This is a genomic window from Rothia similimucilaginosa, from assembly GCF_029850985.2.
In the GTDB taxonomy this organism is placed as follows: domain Bacteria; phylum Actinomycetota; class Actinomycetes; order Actinomycetales; family Micrococcaceae; genus Rothia.
Genome location: NZ_CM138149.1, coordinates 1,776,246 through 1,793,103 on the forward strand (window position 1 = coordinate 1,776,246; position 16,858 = coordinate 1,793,103).

At 53.0% G+C, this 16,858-nt stretch carries 11 protein-coding genes; 7 read left to right on the top strand and 4 right to left on the bottom strand.

The features are described 5' to 3' along the window. Nucleotides 1-123: 123 nt before the first annotated feature. Complete coding sequence (gene trmB / locus QFX07_RS07300; protein ID WP_279754265.1) at nucleotides 124-930, top strand: tRNA (guanosine(46)-N7)-methyltransferase TrmB; 807 nt, start codon at nucleotides 124-126, stop codon at nucleotides 928-930. Between the two features lie 246 nt (nucleotides 931-1,176). On the opposite strand, the gene QFX07_RS07305 is transcribed toward trmB, so the two are convergent. The 4 genes from QFX07_RS07305 to dnaK all read right to left on the bottom strand — a co-directional run bounded on the left by QFX07_RS07305 (nucleotide 1,177) and on the right by dnaK (nucleotide 5,413). Next, nucleotides 1,177-1,647: a heat shock protein transcriptional repressor HspR gene (locus QFX07_RS07305; protein ID WP_279754264.1), complete on the bottom strand. Its 471-nt coding sequence runs from the start codon at nucleotides 1,645-1,647 to the stop codon at nucleotides 1,177-1,179. 3 nt (nucleotides 1,648-1,650) lie between these two features. Beyond that, nucleotides 1,651-2,628 carry a DnaJ domain-containing protein gene (locus QFX07_RS07310; protein WP_279741695.1) on the bottom strand — a complete coding sequence of 326 codons (978 nt, stop codon included), beginning with the start codon at nucleotides 2,626-2,628 and terminating at the stop codon, nucleotides 1,651-1,653. A 371-nt stretch (nucleotides 2,629-2,999) separates the two neighbouring features. Then, nucleotides 3,000-3,578 (bottom strand): nucleotide exchange factor GrpE, encoded by a 579-nt coding sequence (locus QFX07_RS07315; protein ID WP_279754263.1) that lies wholly within the window; start codon nucleotides 3,576-3,578, stop codon nucleotides 3,000-3,002. A 2-nt stretch (nucleotides 3,579-3,580) separates the two neighbouring features. After that, a complete protein-coding gene (gene dnaK / locus QFX07_RS07320) occupies nucleotides 3,581-5,413 on the bottom strand; it encodes a molecular chaperone DnaK (protein WP_279754262.1) in 1,833 nt (610 codons plus the stop codon). Nucleotides 5,414-6,599: 1,186 nt separating this feature from the next. On the opposite strand from dnaK, the gene QFX07_RS07325 reads away from it, so the two are divergent. The 6 genes from QFX07_RS07325 to QFX07_RS07350 all read left to right on the top strand — a co-directional run bounded on the left by QFX07_RS07325 (nucleotide 6,600) and on the right by QFX07_RS07350 (nucleotide 16,800). Next, nucleotides 6,600-7,457, top strand: coding sequence for a hypothetical protein (locus tag QFX07_RS07325; RefSeq protein ID WP_279754261.1), 858 nt, complete (start codon nucleotides 6,600-6,602; stop codon nucleotides 7,455-7,457). 204 nt (nucleotides 7,458-7,661) lie between these two features. Next, a complete protein-coding gene (locus QFX07_RS07330) occupies nucleotides 7,662-9,176 on the top strand; it encodes a pentapeptide repeat-containing protein (RefSeq protein ID WP_279754260.1) in 1,515 nt (504 codons plus the stop codon). A gap of 317 nt (nucleotides 9,177-9,493) precedes the next feature. Next, entirely contained in the window at nucleotides 9,494-10,996 is a 1,503-nt protein-coding gene (locus QFX07_RS07335) for a pentapeptide repeat-containing protein (protein ID WP_459741161.1), read from the top strand. Nucleotides 10,997-11,159: 163 nt separating this feature from the next. After that, nucleotides 11,160-12,821, top strand: a complete 1,662-nt coding sequence (locus tag QFX07_RS07340) for a pentapeptide repeat-containing protein (protein ID WP_279754258.1) — start codon at nucleotides 11,160-11,162, stop codon at nucleotides 12,819-12,821. A 793-nt stretch (nucleotides 12,822-13,614) separates the two neighbouring features. Next, nucleotides 13,615-15,228 carry a pentapeptide repeat-containing protein gene (locus QFX07_RS07345; protein WP_279754257.1) on the top strand — a complete coding sequence of 538 codons (1,614 nt, stop codon included), beginning with the start codon at nucleotides 13,615-13,617 and terminating at the stop codon, nucleotides 15,226-15,228. A gap of 138 nt (nucleotides 15,229-15,366) precedes the next feature. Continuing rightward, a complete protein-coding gene (locus tag QFX07_RS07350; protein WP_279754256.1) occupies nucleotides 15,367-16,800 on the top strand; it encodes a pentapeptide repeat-containing protein in 1,434 nt (477 codons plus the stop codon). Nucleotides 16,801-16,858 lie beyond the last annotated feature (58 nt).

Here is a 16,858-nt window from a genome sequence, read left to right on the forward strand (position 1 = left end):
CTAAATTTCTACGCCCGTAGGATGTACATCGCGCCCACCCCACGCCCGGTTAGCTCAGCGTCACGCCAGCCCCACACACCACGAAACCGCACGGTGTAGCGGCGCTACGCTATTCTTTTAGGTATGTCTACTGAGAACACACAGCCTAGCCAGGCACCCGAATCTACCGAAGAAAAGGCCAAGAAGCCGGTTCCCGAGGAATTCTTCCGCCAGCCCTACTCCTTCGTCCGCCGCGGCGATCGCCTCACCGCGCGCCGTCAGAAGGCGTGGGACACCTACTCCCCCACCCATGTGCTGGACATCCCGCGCCTGCGCACCGATACTTCCGTAGCCCCCGAGGCGACTTTCGACCCGGTCAAGATTTACGGCCGTAAGGCGTACCAGGTCGTCGAGATTGGTTCCGGTCTGGGAGAGGCAATCGTGCACCGCGCAGTTGAGGTGCCCGAGGCAAACTTCCTTGCCGTTGAGGTGTACACCCCCGGCATCGCGGACCTGCTGCTGAAGATGGGTAACGCCGGCGTGGAGAACGTGCGTGTGGCTCAGGCGAACGCACCCGAGCTGCTCGACAACATGCTTGAGGAGAACTCCGTGGATGAGCTGTGGGTGTTCTTCCCGGATCCCTGGCACAAGTCCCGCCACCACAAGCGCCGCCTGGTGTCCCCGGCGTTTGCTGATAAGGTTGCGCGTGTGCTCAAGCCCGGCGGCATTTGGCGTCTGGCGACTGACTGGGAGGAGTACGCCCTGGTCATGCGTGAGGTTCTGGAGGCGCACCCCGACTTTGAGAACGTGAACCCAGGCGCCGGTGCGACCGAGGAGGATCCGCTGGGTGGCTGGGCTCCGCGTTGGGAGGGTCGTACTCTCACCAGCTTTGAGCGTAAGGCTCAGGAGGCGGGCCGCCGCGCGCACGATCTGACCTACCGCCGCAAGTAAGCGGAGCAGCGCTAGCAAGAGTTACCGCCATGTGATTTCCCGCCGCCGCGCAAAGTGCATACGTTAAGAAGGTGAGGCTCCCCGATCATTCGGGGAGCCTCACCTTCTTGTGTGTGGGTCTGAGTGCATGCGGGCGGGGGTCTACCCTACCTCGCTCGCACAACGCTAAGACGCACAAGCCTATATGGGTGGCTGACTAGCGCAGATGGGCCAGAACAGCCGAGCCGTTTATCCTAGCCTAACAGGTTAACGCGGCTTACGGTAGAGAACCACCGCCGAAGAACGCCGACGAGGCGCCGGGCGGGTACCGCGGGCAATATGCACCACATCGCCACTGGTACCGGCGGCGAACACGCGCTCCGCCATGCCCAGCTTCACCTTCGCGTCCTCAGCCTGACGCTGCAACGCCGCGATCTGCTCCTGTTGCTGCTCCACGAGGGATTCCAGCTCAATAATGCGGCGAATACCTTCCAGGGAGACACCCTCCTGCGAGAGCTGCTGAATCTGCTGCAGACGGTTCACATCACGCTGCGAATAGCGGCGCGCCTTACCCGGCGCACGCGAAGGCTGGACCAGGCCAATACGGTCGTACTGGCGCAGAGTCTGTGGGTGCATGCCGGCCAGTTCAGCCGCCACAGAAATCACGAAAACCGGGCGGTCCACACTGTGCAATGGTTTGCCGCTATGGGACTTAGATGATGATTCTCGAGATGCCATGGTTTACTTCGCCTTCTTCAACAGATCCTTACGCGGGTCCTCCTGCGGTACCAGTTTTACGAATTTATCGAATGCTTCCTGCGCCTCTGCGCTCAGCTCGGTGGGGAGTACGATTTCGGGGATGACCAGCAGGTCGCCGTCGCCGCCCTTAGCCTTGAAGCCGCGGCCCTTAGCACGCAGTCGGCGGCCGACCTGGCCGGGTGCCAAGCGCAGTTTCACGGTGGATGCGTCGGGCAGGGGCACCTCAATCACGGCGCCGTCGACGGCCTCGGCGAGGGTGACGGGTGCGCGCAGAATCAGGTTGTTGCCCTCGCGGGAGTACACGGAATCTTCGGAGACGCGCACGGTGACCTTCAGGTCACCGCCGCGCAGACCCTTGCCGCGCAGTCGAACCTTCTGACCGTCCTTGATACCTGCGGGGATGCGTGCCTCGGTGTGGGAGCCGTCCGGCAGGAACACAGTCACGGTCGCGCCGGTGTATGCCTGGGCGAGGCTGATGCGGGTGCTGGTAGTACTTTCTTCGGGTGCTGCGTGCTGTGCGCCGCCGAAGCCGCCACCACCCATGCCGCCGAAGTCTGCGCTGGTGAAGCCTGCGGAGCGTCGGGAGCCGCCGGCACTGCCACCGAAGAGGCCGCCGAGCAGGTCGTCAATGTTGATCCCTGCGCCGCCGTTGCTGAAGCCACCGAATGCGTCCGCGCCGGGGTAACCGGTGTAACCGCCACCGCCGAAACCCCCCATGCCTGCGGCACCGTAGCGGCGGATCTGGTCATACTCTTCACGCTGCTTCTTATCGGAGAGCACATCGTATGCTTCCGAGATTTCCTTGAACTTCTTCTCTGCTGCGGCGTCGCCGGGGTTAAGGTCCGGGTGGTACTTGCGTGAGAGCTTGCGATACGCCTTCTTAATGTCGCTTTCGCTGGCATCTTCGCTAACACCTAGGGTCTTGTAGAAGTCGTCAGTTATCCAGTTTTCGCTTGCCATGTTGTGTTTCTCCTTCGTGCGGTGATGCGCCGCCCTCCTCGGTTACGGGACGGCTTGCAGGGGCACCGCGTGCTTGTCTTAATACTCTATATAAAAGTTTAGTCTACTTGACTCAATTTTGAAAGGGCTAAGCCCAAAAAAATAGCACCCCTACAAGCCTGTTAACCGCCGCCACAGCCCACCGAAACCCGCGCCAACACCGGGCATAGCATCCCGGGCAAAACAGGCGCACCGGGCAGAACAGACGCGCCAGGCGGCCCGGGCAAATAGCTCAGGCAGAACAGCTCAGGCAAACAACAGGGCGGGCACTCCCCCATCAGGGAGAGCACCCGCCCGTCGTTAGTTATTCAGCCAATGCTTAGCCGACCGCCTTACGGTGCGACAGCCACAGCCACCTGAGCGGTACGAACCACGCGGTCGTTCACGCGGTAGCCGTAACGCAGAACCATGGAGACATGATCCTCGGCCACCTCGTCGGTGGGCTGCTGCAGTACAGCTTCGTGGATGTTCGGGTCGAAGGCGTCTCCTACTTCACCGAAACGCTCCACACCCTGCTTGCTGAGCAGCTCTTCGAGCTTCGCAGCGATGGAGGCAAAGGGGCCGTCCTGCAGGTCGCCGTGCTTACGTGCGGCGTCGATGTCGTCGAACACCGGCAGTAGGGAACCGACCAGGTCACTGATGACGAAGAGTCGCAGCTGCTCCTTTTCGCGGGCAGTGCGGTTCTTGTAGTTGGTGAACTCGGCCTGCAGGCGAAGCAGGGAGTCCAGGCGCTCTGCTGCGAGTGCTGCATCCGCAGATTCTGCTTCTACGGCATCCTGGAGCTCAGCCTCGACGGCTTCCGCAGCTTCCTCGGGGCTTTCGACCGATTCAGCTTCGGGGTGGCCTTCCGCTGCGGGGGCGTTGAATGCCTCCTCCAGCGGGTCGGGGGTGGTGTTTTCCTGCTCAGCCATGATTACTTCTTCTCGTCTTCGTCGATAACCTCGGCGTCGACAACGTCCTCATCAGCGGCGGGCTTGGACTCGGATGCCTCAGCCTGTGCTGCTGCGTAGAGTGCCTCGCCCAGCTTGGACTGGGAAGCCTGCAGCTTCTCGAGTGCGGACTTCACTGCTGCATCGTCGTCACCCTCGAGTGCCTTCTTCAGCTCGTCAACATCGCCCTGAACCTCGGTCTTGACGTCCTCGGGCAGCTTGTCGCCGTTCTCCTTCAGGAGCTTCTCGACGGAGTATGCGACGGACTCGGCTGCGTTGCGGGTGTCAGCAGCCTCGCGGCGTGCCTTGTCCTGCTCTGCGTGTGCTTCTGCGTCCTTGACCATGCGGTCGATGTCGTCCTTGGAGAGGGAGGAACCGCCGGTGATGGTCATGGACTGCTCAGCGCCGGTGCCCTTGTCCTTTGCGGAGACGTGCACGATACCGTTTGCGTCGATGTCGAAGGTGACCTCAATCTGGGGCACGCCGCGGGGTGCGGGGGCGATGCCGGTCAGCTCGAAGGTACCCAGGTTCTTGTTGTCGCGAGTGAACTCACGCTCACCCTGGAAGACCTGAATGGTCACGGAGGGCTGGTTGTCCTCTGCGGTGGTGAAGGTCTCGGAACGCTTGGTCGGGATTGCGGTGTTGCGCTCGATCAGCTTGGTCATCACGCCGCCCTTGGTCTCGATACCGAGGGAGAGGGGGGTGACGTCGATCAGCAGAACGTCCTTACGGTCGCCCTTCAGAACGCCTGCCTGCAGCGCTGCACCCATTGCCACGACCTCGTCGGGGTTCACGCCCTTGTTGGGCTCGCGGCCGGTTACTTCCTTGACGAGCTCAGCAACGGCGGGCATACGGGTGGAGCCGCCGACCAGAACGACCTCGGAGATCTCGGAGACGGACACGCCGGCTTCCTTGATGACGTCCTGAACGGGCTTCTTGGTGCGCTCGAGCAGGTCGCGGGTCAGTTCCTCGAACTTTGCGCGGGTCAGCTTCTCATCCAGGTGGATGGGGCCTTCGGGGGTGACGGACAGGTACTGCAGGGAGATGTTGGTGCTGGTTGCGCTGGACAGTTCCTTCTTAGCCTGCTCAGCTGCTTCCTGCAGACGCTGCAGAGCAATCTTGTCCTTGGACAGGTCTGCACCGGTGTTTGCCTTCACCTGTGCGAGCAGCCACTCGACTACGCGCTGGTCCCAGTCGTCACCACCGAGGCGGTTGTCACCGCTGGTTGCGCGAACCTGAATGGTGGAGAAGCCGTCTTCGTCCTTGCCGACTTCCAGCAGGGAGACGTCAAAGGTACCGCCACCGAGGTCGAAGACCAGGATGAGCTCGTCTTCCTTACCCTTGTCCAGGCCGTATGCGAGTGCTGCGGCGGTGGGCTCGTTGACGATACGCAGGACGTTCAGGCCTGCAATCTCGCCGGCTTCCTTGGTTGCCTGACGCTCAGCGTCGTTGAAGTATGCCGGGACGGTGATGACAGCGTCGGTGACGGTGTCGTTCAGGAATGCCTCTGCGTCACCCTTCAGCTTCATGAGGGTTCGGGCGGAGATTTCCTGCGGGGTGTACTTCTTGCCGTCGATCTCGGTGGTCCAGTCGGTGCCCATGTGGCGCTTGACGGAGGAGATGGTGCGGTCGACGTTGGTCACTGCCTGACGCTTTGCGACGCTACCGACCAGAACCTCGCCGTCCTTGGAGAATGCGACGACGGAGGGGGTGGTGCGGGTGCCCTCTGCGTTGGCGATAACTACGGGGTCGCCGCCTTCGAGAACCGAAACAACAGAGTTGGTGGTACCGAGGTCAATACCTACTGCACGTGCCATATGTATTCACTCCTTGTGATCAGTGCCCCGCTTCTTCTAATGCGAGGCGGGATAGTTTGAAAGTTTTGGAGGCGGTCGGTGCTGCGCATGCCGCCCCGTGTGGGACGGTCTGCGCGGCTCCCTTGAGCCTCATGTACTCAAGTATGCACTCCCCTAGCTGGGGTGTCAATAGAGTTGAGCGAACTTTACTCAACTTTTTTGTGTGGAGGGGCGTGAAGGGTGGGTTTTTCGGGGTTCTGGATGGCCGTTTTACGGGGGATTTTAGGGTGGCGGCGAGGCGTAAATGGGCAGTTTTACCCCGAAATTCCGGGGGTTTTGCGTTGGGTGAGGGTGCAGCGAGGCGATTCAGCTCACGGCGGATATGGGTGGGGTGGTTGGGCGAAAAAATTTTTAAAAATCTTTAAAAAGGGGTGAAAACCCGAAAATTGGGGTGTGGGAGGAGTTCCGGAAGGTGGCGCAGGGACACCTTATATAGGGTGTGCGAGGTGATTTTTAGGTCTGGATTTAGTCCTCTAACAGCGTTGCTAGGGGTGCAGTGAGACATCAGAGGTTCACTCCTCTTATATATGGAGGGCCTGTTTATGAGCCCCATCGCTCACTTTATGGAGGCATCCTTGCTGGTCCAACCCGCAATTCTCCAACCTTCACCTGTGGCTTGAGGCTACCCGTCTACCGTATCCTGGTTACGACCATATCCTCTCAAAGTAGACAGGAGAAAACATGCCAAATATCAACCCCAGATTCACACGGCGTGAAGCCATCCAGAAAAAATGCACCGAAATCAAGAATAGCCTATTACTTACCATCTACATATTCCCCAAGCTACAGAGACAGCGAAGGGAGAGTATAAATCCACTAATCCAAACCGCGCTAGCACTTATTGCTACCCCAATTTTATTTATAGCAATATGGGCATTCTTCTGCTTCAATGACGCAATTACAGCAAATAAATCTTTATCTCAACTCCTAATGCTTGCGGTAATCTTAGTAATCTCCCCCCTTGCCATGAAATGGATAATTCTAAATAAAAAAAAATATTGAAACATATAAGGAAAATTCTGAAGAGAATCAAGATAGTTCAAAAACCCAAGAATCGACCATAACAAAATACACCCCTTTAGATCATATTAAATATCTAATCTCTCTGTCACCAATTGTTATATCCTTACCATTTATCTTAGTATTAATGCATTACAAAGATACACTAGGAAACAACACAGAAATAGCATTACAAATTACCTCACTCAAACTGCCTCAAAATCAACAGGTATGGATTGCAGAATCCCTTCTACTTCTGGCAATTATCTACTTAACCACATTGCCAAGTATCGCTCTTCTCCCATCCTCAAAATTTGGGACTCATCTAATATTTAATAATACAACTATTCACCGACATAAGAATTGGGATATTCTATATTTTTACACATGCCTACAGCTATCTATTTTAATTTTTCCAACAACATGGATACTTAATTTCATATTCAACGCCTTTGATAGTGAATCGAAAGTTTTATACCTTACAGGAAGTATAACCTTTTCATTTTTACTCGGTCAATTATCCATCGGGTATAGTATGCTAAAAACAATTAGAGAAGAAAAGACTATTCCCTTGCACGAAATATCCAACAATTACAAAGGATTTTTACGGGCTACCCTTGTAATAATTGCATTAATAGCTGCATCAACGGGCAATATGTACATCAACACCGTCTATCAGGGAGTAGGGCGACTGATAGCAGACCCTGGAAACAGCAACACTGAATTAGCCAATCCATATTCATGCGTCTTTTCAGGAGATAGACAACACCCCGAACCAAAAGCAGTTGGCATCCTTATTTCCGCCAACGCATCTTCGATTCATATATTTACCCCATCCTTTAACTCAAAGGACAAAAAATACGAGAACATTGAAAACAACTCTATCCAGGGGTTAACAGAATCCCATCTAGAAATCAAAAAAGACTACTATATCGAGAGATACAATAAAGAAAAGCATAAATATAACGAGGAAACCGGAGTGTGCAATTATATAGAAAATAACTAGCATTAGGATAGAATGTTACTTTAATTATTAATAAATAATTAAACAAAGTTTCCGTGAATTATTGCTAAATTCATATACCACATAATACGTAAGTGGGTCTCTGAGACACCCATCCATCATTTTGGAGGCTCCTCACCATGGATGCTTCCCGATATACTGGAAGATAACTACTCCCCGTAGCAAAGATAGGAGAAATTTCAAATCATGACCGAGAAGCGTAGCAGGTCTACACAACCCCAAAAGGAAAATTTTTACCAAACTGCAGGCTGGTTCTATCCCACTCTCTTTGGTACTGCTTTCATTGGGGCAATTCTGGCATTTTCAGCCCCCTTACTATTCTCCCTCCCCCAAGATGACAATCGTAGTGTTGATACGATCCGCCAACTTATCTTTTTTATGACTGGGGCCATTCTTGCCGTGTTTACGTTAATAGATACTCATCTTAAAAATAGAAGCCCACGAAATAAACATTCCTCCCCCCGGACTCGCCAAGTACATACGGAACGTCGTGTCCGCTACATCACAGCTATTGAGCAAATTGCCGACGCGAACCGTCCTATTCGAATGGGAGGTATTTACACGCTTATAGGCCTTGTAGATGAGTGGCTGGACGACGACAATATCGACGAAGAAACTCGATTCAAAGAAGGGCAGGTTATTATCAACAACCTCTGCTCCTACATTCGTTCACCTTTCCCCCTAGCAGAGGAAATTGAAGAATATGAAGCCCGCAAAGAACTAGAAAAGCTCCAGAAATCAGAATTCGAGAAGCTCAGCGAAGGAGAGTCTTCACGGCTTCAGGGCTTGCTTAAGCGTTTCGAAGATTCTGACGAATACGAAAATCCTAAAGATATCACCGCGGACTATGCAAAGTTCCACGAAGAACAGGACATACGCCGTACCATTTTTGTTGAAATGAGCAAGCGCAGCAGCACTTTCACCAAAAACGAAAAGGGGGATATGATTCCTAGCCGGGGTGCATGGAGCGAATTTGAATTCGATTTCAGCCAAGCGCCCATTTTCTATTCCCTAAATAACCTCACGATTGAGAAAGGTAATTTCTCTTCTTCGAAGTTCCATGCTAAGGCTGAGTTCTCTCGTGTAACTTTCACCTGCAATGCAGACTTCAGCGGGACGATTTTCACCAATGACGCTAACTTTATCGATGCGACATTCATTGATAATGTAGATTTCGGTAGGGCAGTTTTCACTGGGGAAGCAAAATTTATCGGAGCTACACCCTTCATCAATGCTAAGGATTTCAGCCGCGTAACCTTCAGCGGCAATGCAGATTTCAATAATGCAGAATTCCATAGTAAAGCAAACTTTATGGGTGCGTATTTCGCTCATGAGGCTAACTTCAACGAGGCGACGTTCACAGGTGATGTTAGCTTCTACGGCGTAATCTTCGCCGGTGAGGCCAAATTTGGAGGGGCAACTTTCACAAGCAACACAAATTTTGTCGAGGCTACTTTCAAAGGCGGTGTTGGGTTCTACAAAGCGACCTTCACGAACTTTGAACCAACTTTCATTGCTATGTGTTGGCATGCCCGATTCTCCGTAGCCGTGGACCGGAGGAATTACAATTTCTCCGTTACAGAAGAAAGCAAACCTATTCGTTGCAGAACGGCTAAGCTCATAGATAAACCGTTCGATATACCTCTCAACACGATACTTTTTGATCCTGATTCAAACCGCATAAGTGAGCCTGCGAAGTAAATAGAAGGTTCTGGAAAAGAAAGAAGCCCCTCTAAATAAGGCCCACCTACAGATGCCCCGCCTGCACCTCTCGTGCAGGCGGGGCTTCTTACTTTTAACCACCGCGAGCGCGCCAGGGCGGGGCTCTCCCCTATGCTGGTTATAAGCCAGCACCGGAGCAGGAAGGGCACACCACCATGAACCTCAACAAACTCTTCACCACGCTGCGGCAACGCAAAAACACCCCGGCACGCAACCAGCAGGCCGGGCGGCGCGAACGCTACACGCACGCTCTCGAACAATTCCTTGACGGGCAGCCCGCCGTACGCCTCAGCGGGGTGTACACGCTCGCAAGCCTCGCAGACGAATGGCTCACCGATACCTCTCTCCCCGAGCAGGTACGCCGCGAAGAAGCCCAGACCATCATCGACGCACTGACCGAGTGCATCCGCACGCCCTACCCCCTCGCGCAGAAACGACAAACCCTAGAATCAGACGAGACCCCCGAAGGGTACGAAGGCGACTTTACGCGCGATCAGGAGGCACTACGCGAGGAGCAGCTAGTGCGCCGCACAGTCTTCATGGAGTTCAGTCGCCGCCTCGCCACCGTCGCCGCGAGCAGCGAGAAAGACAACAGGAAAAGCCGGCACACGACGCCGCCAATATCACCCATGTGGGCTGATCTGCGCTTCGACTTCGGCGGCGCGACCATCTTCTACCCGCTACGGCAGCTGCACTTTCAGAACGCCGATTTCGCCTCCGCAACCTTCTACGGTCCGGCGGATTTCTTCGGCGCAACCTTCCACGGTGACACCAGCTTCTCGGCGGCGCAGTTCACCGCTGACGCCTCCTTCCACGGCGCGAACTTCACCGACTGGGTGGGATTCAGCGCCGCACACTTCGCAGGCGTGGCAGAGTTCAGCGGGGCACGCTTTGCGGACGCGGCAAGCTTCGCGACCGTAAACTTCACCGGCGAGGCTGATTTCTCAGACGCGGTCTTTTCGGCTGCGGCTGACTTCGCGGTATCCGCCTTCAAGTCCGATGCCAACTTCTCACACCTGAACGTCGCGGGCATAGCCAGCTTCGCGGCGGTCACCTTCGACGGAAAGGCAGTGTTCACCGCCTCCACGTTCCACGATGAAGCACACTTCGCCGCGTCGGTCTTCAACCGTTCGGCGGTGTTCTCCAAGTCGCTATTCGGCGGGGTCGCGCGCTTTGCCGGTATAGCCACCAAGCAGTCCGCAATGTTCAGCAACGTACGCTTTGCGAGCGCGGCGGACTTTAGCGGGGCGTCCTTCACGCAGTACGAGGATTTTGGTGGGGCGCGGTTCGACGGCGACGCCACGTTCAGCCGGGCGTCTTTTATCGCGCTTCCGAGGACGCGCTATGAGATGGACTTCCCGCAGTACGCGAACTTCGATAACACGGTCTTCGCGCAGGATGCCGACTTTAGTGAGGCGACGTTCACGGCGCATGTCGGCTTTGGCGGGGTGACGTTCGCGTGGGAGGTGAGCTTCAACGGGGTGAGCTTTGAGGGCGCCTACTTCGCGGATGCGACGTTCGGTCAGCGGGCAGATTTCAGGCAGACTAGCTTCATGTATGTTAAGCCGTCCTTTGAGGCTTTGGATAGGCGGCTGCAGAGGGCACGGTTCTCTGCGCAGGCGGATCCGCAGGATTACCTGTTCGAGGCGCGCCCGGAGAGTCCGCACGGTTTCAGTTGCGGTACGGCGAACCTTCTTAATAGAACGTTCATTCTCCCTGTCGGCGCTGTGCTTTACGACCCGGATTCCTGGGACGAAGAGAAGCAGGAGTACACGCGCGTTAGTGAGCCCGCACAGTAAAACCTAACTCTCCCCCGCCGTCGGGGAAGCTCCCACACACAGACCCCGCCCGTGCATCCAGCGCTGGCGGGGTCTTCGCATTTGACCCACAACCACCCAAGCCCAGCAGCTTTACCTTATGCTGAGTATGACCCGCCCCTTTCAACGATGACAGGAGAACCACATGCATCTCGCACCCAGCACCGCGTGGGTTTGGCTGATAGCTTGCGCAGTCGTCATTCTGTTTTTCCCGCTCGCCGCGCAGTTCGGCAACCTCAAGGGGAAACTGTCTAGCTTCCGCACCTGGGTTTGGGCTATCGCTCTCTTGGGCATTGTCACGGCGGGTTTTATGCCTTTCGCCTTTGACACTGATATCGCCTATTTTGAGGTTCAGCCGTTCATTTTCTTCATCACCGGCACCCTGCTGGGCGTTCTCTTTCTTGGGGAGTTCCACCGCATGAACGCCCAGAAAAAGCTGGAACACCCCCAGCGGGTGCACGCTGAGCGCCGTACCCGTTACAGCAAAGCAGTTGAGCAGCTGGCGTATCCGAACCCGGCAGTCCGTGCGAGCGCCATCAGCACGCTTGCGGGTCTGGTGGATGAGTGGCTCGCTGACGAGCAGCTCAGCGTTGAGACGCGGCAGAAGGAGGGGCAGGTCATCGTCAATGCCCTCTGCGCTTATGTTCGTTCGCCGTTCGCGCGGGCGTTCAAGGCAGAAGCTTTTGAATCCGATACGCCGCCCGCTAACTACGCGGGTGATTTCGCTACGGATCTGGCGGCTTTCCGTGGTGAGCAGGATGTTCGCCGCAGCGTCTTCGTTGAGATGAGCAAGCGCAGCAGCACCCTTGCCGAAAATGAGAAGGGCGAGGCGGCTGTTGTCCCCGGCGCCTGGAGCGGCTTTGAGTTCGATTTTAGCCGGGCGGTTGTCTTCTACCCTCTGGACGGTCTGACTATTGAGAACGCCGACTTCTCTGCGGCGAGGTTCTGCAACGGTTCAGATTTCAGCGGGGCAGCTTTTGTGGGAACCGTAGATTTCACCCGCGCAACTTTCGGAGAGATTGCGGGGTTCGGTGACGCGACCTTTGCAGGCGATGCGAATTTCGGTCACGCAACCTTCACTCATAGCGCTAACTTCGGGGGAGCGTCCTTCGTCCAGAGCGCGCATTTCGATGGGGTGAAGTTCATGCAGAAGGCGCATTTCAGCGGGGTGGAATTCGCTCAGGAAGCGAACTTCACTGGGACGGCCTTCATCCAGAACGCTAGTTTTGGCGGGGTAAATTTTGCCCGGAACGCAGACTTCAGCTGGGCTGTGTTCGCTCAAAACGCGCACTTCGTCGGGGCCGTTTTCAGTCAGGTTGCAGACTTCAATGGGGCAACTTTTACCCAAGATGCCCGCTTCAGTGAGACGGCTTTCGCGCAGGTCGCACGCTTCAAATGGGCGACTTTCACACAAACCGCAGACTTTAGTGAGGCGGCTTTTGACCAAGGTGCAGATTTCAGTGAGGCTACCTTTGAGGCTGACGCTGAGTTCTACGGAGCGTCCTTTATGGGTGTTGCAGATTTCTGCGATGTGTCTTTCGTGAAGAATCCCCCAGTCTTCGCTGTTGAGGACGCTGACTCGGGCGAGATGCGCCGGACGCGATTTGCTGCGCTGCCTACCGGTTCGGAGGCTACTGGTCAGGAGGCGCATAATTTCGCGGTGTATGATGACAGCCAGCCTATTCCGCTGGGTACAGCCGGGCTGAACGGCGTGGGCTACCGCATCCCGGTTGGTACGGTGCTCTTTGATTCGGCGTCCTGGGATGAACGGCAGAAGGAATACACGCGCATGAGTGAGCCCGCGTAGTAATATCCCGAAGGCCCCGCCACGTTGAATGTGTGGTGGGGCTTTTGCGCATCTGGTGGCCGCCGCCGAGCATCTGGGCACAAAATAAAAACGGCACGAAAAACCCCGCTGAGCTTGTAGGCTCTAGCGGGGTTTTTCGAATCTTATCTACCCGGATTCATTTATCGCTTTCCAGTGGTATTACGCCATATCTGAGATAAATAAAACTTAAATCGGGCAACAAAAATCCGCGGAATATGTGTCATCTGCTAAAATCAGCAGTGACAACGCAATTCCGCGTTGGATTTATGTCTCTAACTAAATAGAGAGGAGGTGAATCATATGACCAAAAAGCAATTTTGGCTGATGGTTCAGCGGGGTAGCGATATTGCAACCCTATTTCTTGGTCTCGTAGAGATTTTGCGCGTAATCTCTAGCTGTCTCTACTAGACCATCCGTTGGTGGAGCTACTAGTGATGTTGCAGCATCACTGGTAGTTCCACTTTTATTTTACTGTCATTACGCATAAGGACATTCCCTGTATGCATGACCGTATACCTAATAATTTAGCGCATTTCTTAAGACATAACAACACGACGGCACTAATTACGCCATTATTGTATCCGCCGCAAGGAACAATATCGCCCATTTTGAGGATTTCCATACTCACCTCGTCCGCTACAGATTGCAGAAGCATCGTCTGTGCATCTCATGCAGGCGAAGCCATCGTTGATGACCGGGCGCAACTCATGGCAAGCAGCTTTACCCTATGCTGGAATGTGAACGTTCCTATCAGAGAGGACAGGAGAATCTAGTGCCCAGCGATAAAGCATCATCCGCGCCAGAGAGCCCGGTAACCCCAAAAGATCAGGAGAAGCCATGGTATATCCGGCACTTTACTAAGCTCCTCATTGGCTTTGGCCTGGGCGGCGGAGCGATTGCGCTTCTTCTGCCTTGGATGCTGTGGTTACTCTGCGGCATGAGCTCCGGCAGCTCAGATCAGTTACGCCTGCATCTTCTGTACATCACTGGCGGCATTATAGCGGTTCTGACTCTTCTGCAGACTAATTGGAAGAATCAGGGTGACCGCCTCAAAATTGATGCCGATATCAAGAAGAATGAGCAGGACGCGGAGAAAAACGAACGCGACCATATCCGCCAGGTTCATGCGGAGCGCCGTAGCCGCTATACCAAGGCTGTCGAGCAGCTAGCTGATGAGAAAGCGGCTGTTCGTCTGGGCGGTATCTACACCCTCGTGGGTCTCGTTGATGAATGGCTTACTGACGACACCCTCGGCCCAGAAGAACAGCAAAAAGAAGGTCAGGTTATTATCAATAATCTCTGTGCTTATATTCGTTCGCCTTTTGTTCTTGCCGAAAGACGAGAAAATTTTGAACAGGAAATTCAATATGAAAAAGAACCAGAAGGATATAGCGGTGATTTTATAGCCGATAAATCAAAATTCAGGGAAGAACAAGAAGTCCGTCAAACTATTTTTACTGAAATGAGTACCCGTCTAAGTAAAATAAATGAAGATGAAGAAATGAGGGTCATTCCTGGAACCTGGAGTAATTTCGACTTCAGCTTTATTAAAGCATTAATATTCTACCCCCTGGACACATTAACATTTGAGAATCCTAATTTTTATAAAGCTACATTTTATGGGGATGCAAACTTCTACCTAGCAAAATTTATCGGAGAAATAAACTTCCGGTCAGTAAATTTCAAAAACTCAGCTTATTTTCCCTATTCACATTTTGAGGGAAACGTCACTTTCGCATCTTCTCACTTTGAAGAAGATGGCAGCTTCTTCAGTGCGAAATTTTCGAAACAAGCAGATTTCAGTCGCACCACGTTTATGGAAAGCATAAGCTTCGGCCAGGCAGATTTCAACGGACATGCAAATTTCAGTCAAACAACTTTTCATAAAGCAGGACAATTCGCTCAGGTACACTTTTCGGAAATTGCAAATTTCGCCCACACCCGGTTCCTAGGAGACGGAGATTTCCTCAAAGCATCCTTAGGCGGAAAAGCTGATTTCACCCAGACTTATTTCCATGGATTCACAAACTTTCTCGACGCTCAATTTACAGGAGAAATAAACTTTGATAAAACACATTTTGCAGATACCCTATTTTTTAGCGGAGAATTATATAATGCAGATACGAATGAAAAACGCATAGCTGAAGCCCGATTCTCAAATAAGGTTAAACCAGAGAATTATATATTCAGAGCCTCGCCACACAGTCCCCATAAAATCGAACTTGGAGTTTCTGAATTTAATGGTGAAAAGTTCATAATTCCCGAAGGAACGGTACTCTTCGACCCGGACTCCTGGGACGAAGAAAAGCAGGAATATACTCACGTTAGTGAACCCGCAAAACCTCTTGAAAATTCAGACACTAAGGAAGAAAAGCCTGCTGAATAAGACTCACCGCTAAAGAAGACCCCGCCGGCCCCCTCGTCGGCGGGGCCTTCACGTCTGTTCAAGAATGACTCGCTGCAGGTCACTGTGCACTATGCTGAAAGGTGACCATTCCTCTCAGAGAAGACAGGAGATTCATCAGTGACGCCTGCCCCTCGTCCGTCCCCTACGCGCCTCACTATTCCGAGCCCAGGACCTGCTACATGGGACCTTATCGCCCAGTGGGTAGCAATAGGCATACTTATAGCCTGCACAGTTGCAGTTATACTTTTTGCTTTTACCTACCTTCCTAAAGCCAAAAAGATTAAGCCGTTTTATGCGTCGATTGCAGCTGTCGCCATCCTCGGCGGTGTCTTTGCCTTCCTCCTCCCTGTTGCCTTCAATTCCGGGTTCGGCAAGGATGATGACGGTAGAGATCTCCGGCAGCTCATCCTCTACACCACCGGTGGTGTCTTGGGCGTCATCACCCTTGGCGAAACTCACCGAAAGAATAACCAGGAGAAAGAGAAAAACGAGAACGACCATACCCGCCAGGTTCATGCAGAGCGCCGCACTCGCTACGCCACGGCTATTGAGCAGCTCGCTGACGATAAATTAGCAGTCCGTTTAGGTGGCATCTATACACTTGTGGGCTTGGCCGATGAATGGCTTGCAGACGATAGCCTCACCAAAGATAAGCAGCAGGAAGAAGGGCAGGTTATTATCAATAACCTCTGCGCTTATATCCGGTCACCTTTCCCTCTATCTTTACACAGGAACCTTTTCGAATCGAAAAGTATTAACGACAAGAAAATTCAGATTTATAACAAAAATTTCACCAAAGATAATTTCACTGAGGATAAAATAAAATTCTTAGAGGAACAAGAAACGCGTAGGATTATTTTTGCAGAAATGAACAAGCGTTTCACTAGAATTGACGAAAACGGGTTAAAACACCTTGGTCTTTGGAGCTCATTTGACTTCAACTTCACCAAATCAAAAATTTTTTACCCACTAAATAACCTAACTTTCGAGAACTGCAACTTTGCGGGAGCAATATTTTATGGCGATGCTAACTTCACCTATTCAGGGTTTATAGGAGAAGTACGTTTTACAGCGTCCCACTTCATGGAAAACGCTACATTTAAAGATGCATATTTTTCAGGAGATGCCGACTTTATCGGAGCACGGTTCGAAGAAACTGCTTCTTTTCATGGAACACGGTTTGCACAAAAATCAAAATTTAACTCAACAATTTTTATGGGCCCCACAGATTTTAGAGAAGCGGAGTTTCAAACCGAGTCGCCTACATTTGGAATTTCTTTGGGCAAACTATCAAATCATGCCCTCTTCTCATGCAACATAAATCAAAAATATTACGATTTCAACGTTTCCAATAATAGTTCATACCTAATTATTATCGGAAATACTCAGCTCGGGAAAAAGAAATTTGAAATCCCAATTGAGTCTAAGGTTTTTGACCCAAAATCATGGGACAACAAAAATCAGAAATATTCTCGCACAAGCAATCCAGCAAAACTTTCTAAAAAGTCTACTTGTACTATAAAAAGAATATTCGCGAAGATAAAAACGTAGCTTCCCTAATTCGCAAAAGGCCCCGCCGGCCCCACCGTCAGCGGGGCCTTTTCGTGCC

Bases quoted from the DNA above. Each gene is read 5' to 3' on its own strand.
- trmB (WP_279754265.1), top strand. From the start codon at position 124: ATGTCTACTGAGAACACACAGCCTAGCCAGGCACCCGAATCTACCGAA.
- QFX07_RS07305 (WP_279754264.1), bottom strand. From the start codon at position 1,647: ATGGCATCTCGAGAATCATCATCTAAGTCCCATAGCGGCAAACCATTG.
- QFX07_RS07310 (WP_279741695.1), bottom strand. From the start codon at position 2,628: ATGGCAAGCGAAAACTGGATAACTGACGACTTCTACAAGACCCTAGGT.
- QFX07_RS07315 (WP_279754263.1), bottom strand. From the start codon at position 3,578: ATGGCTGAGCAGGAAAACACCACCCCCGACCCGCTGGAGGAGGCATTC.
- dnaK (WP_279754262.1), bottom strand. From the start codon at position 5,413: ATGGCACGTGCAGTAGGTATTGACCTCGGTACCACCAACTCTGTTGTT.
- QFX07_RS07325 (WP_279754261.1), top strand. From the start codon at position 6,600: ATGCATTACAAAGATACACTAGGAAACAACACAGAAATAGCATTACAA.
- QFX07_RS07330 (WP_279754260.1), top strand. From the start codon at position 7,662: ATGACCGAGAAGCGTAGCAGGTCTACACAACCCCAAAAGGAAAATTTT.
- QFX07_RS07340 (WP_279754258.1), top strand. From the start codon at position 11,160: ATGCATCTCGCACCCAGCACCGCGTGGGTTTGGCTGATAGCTTGCGCA.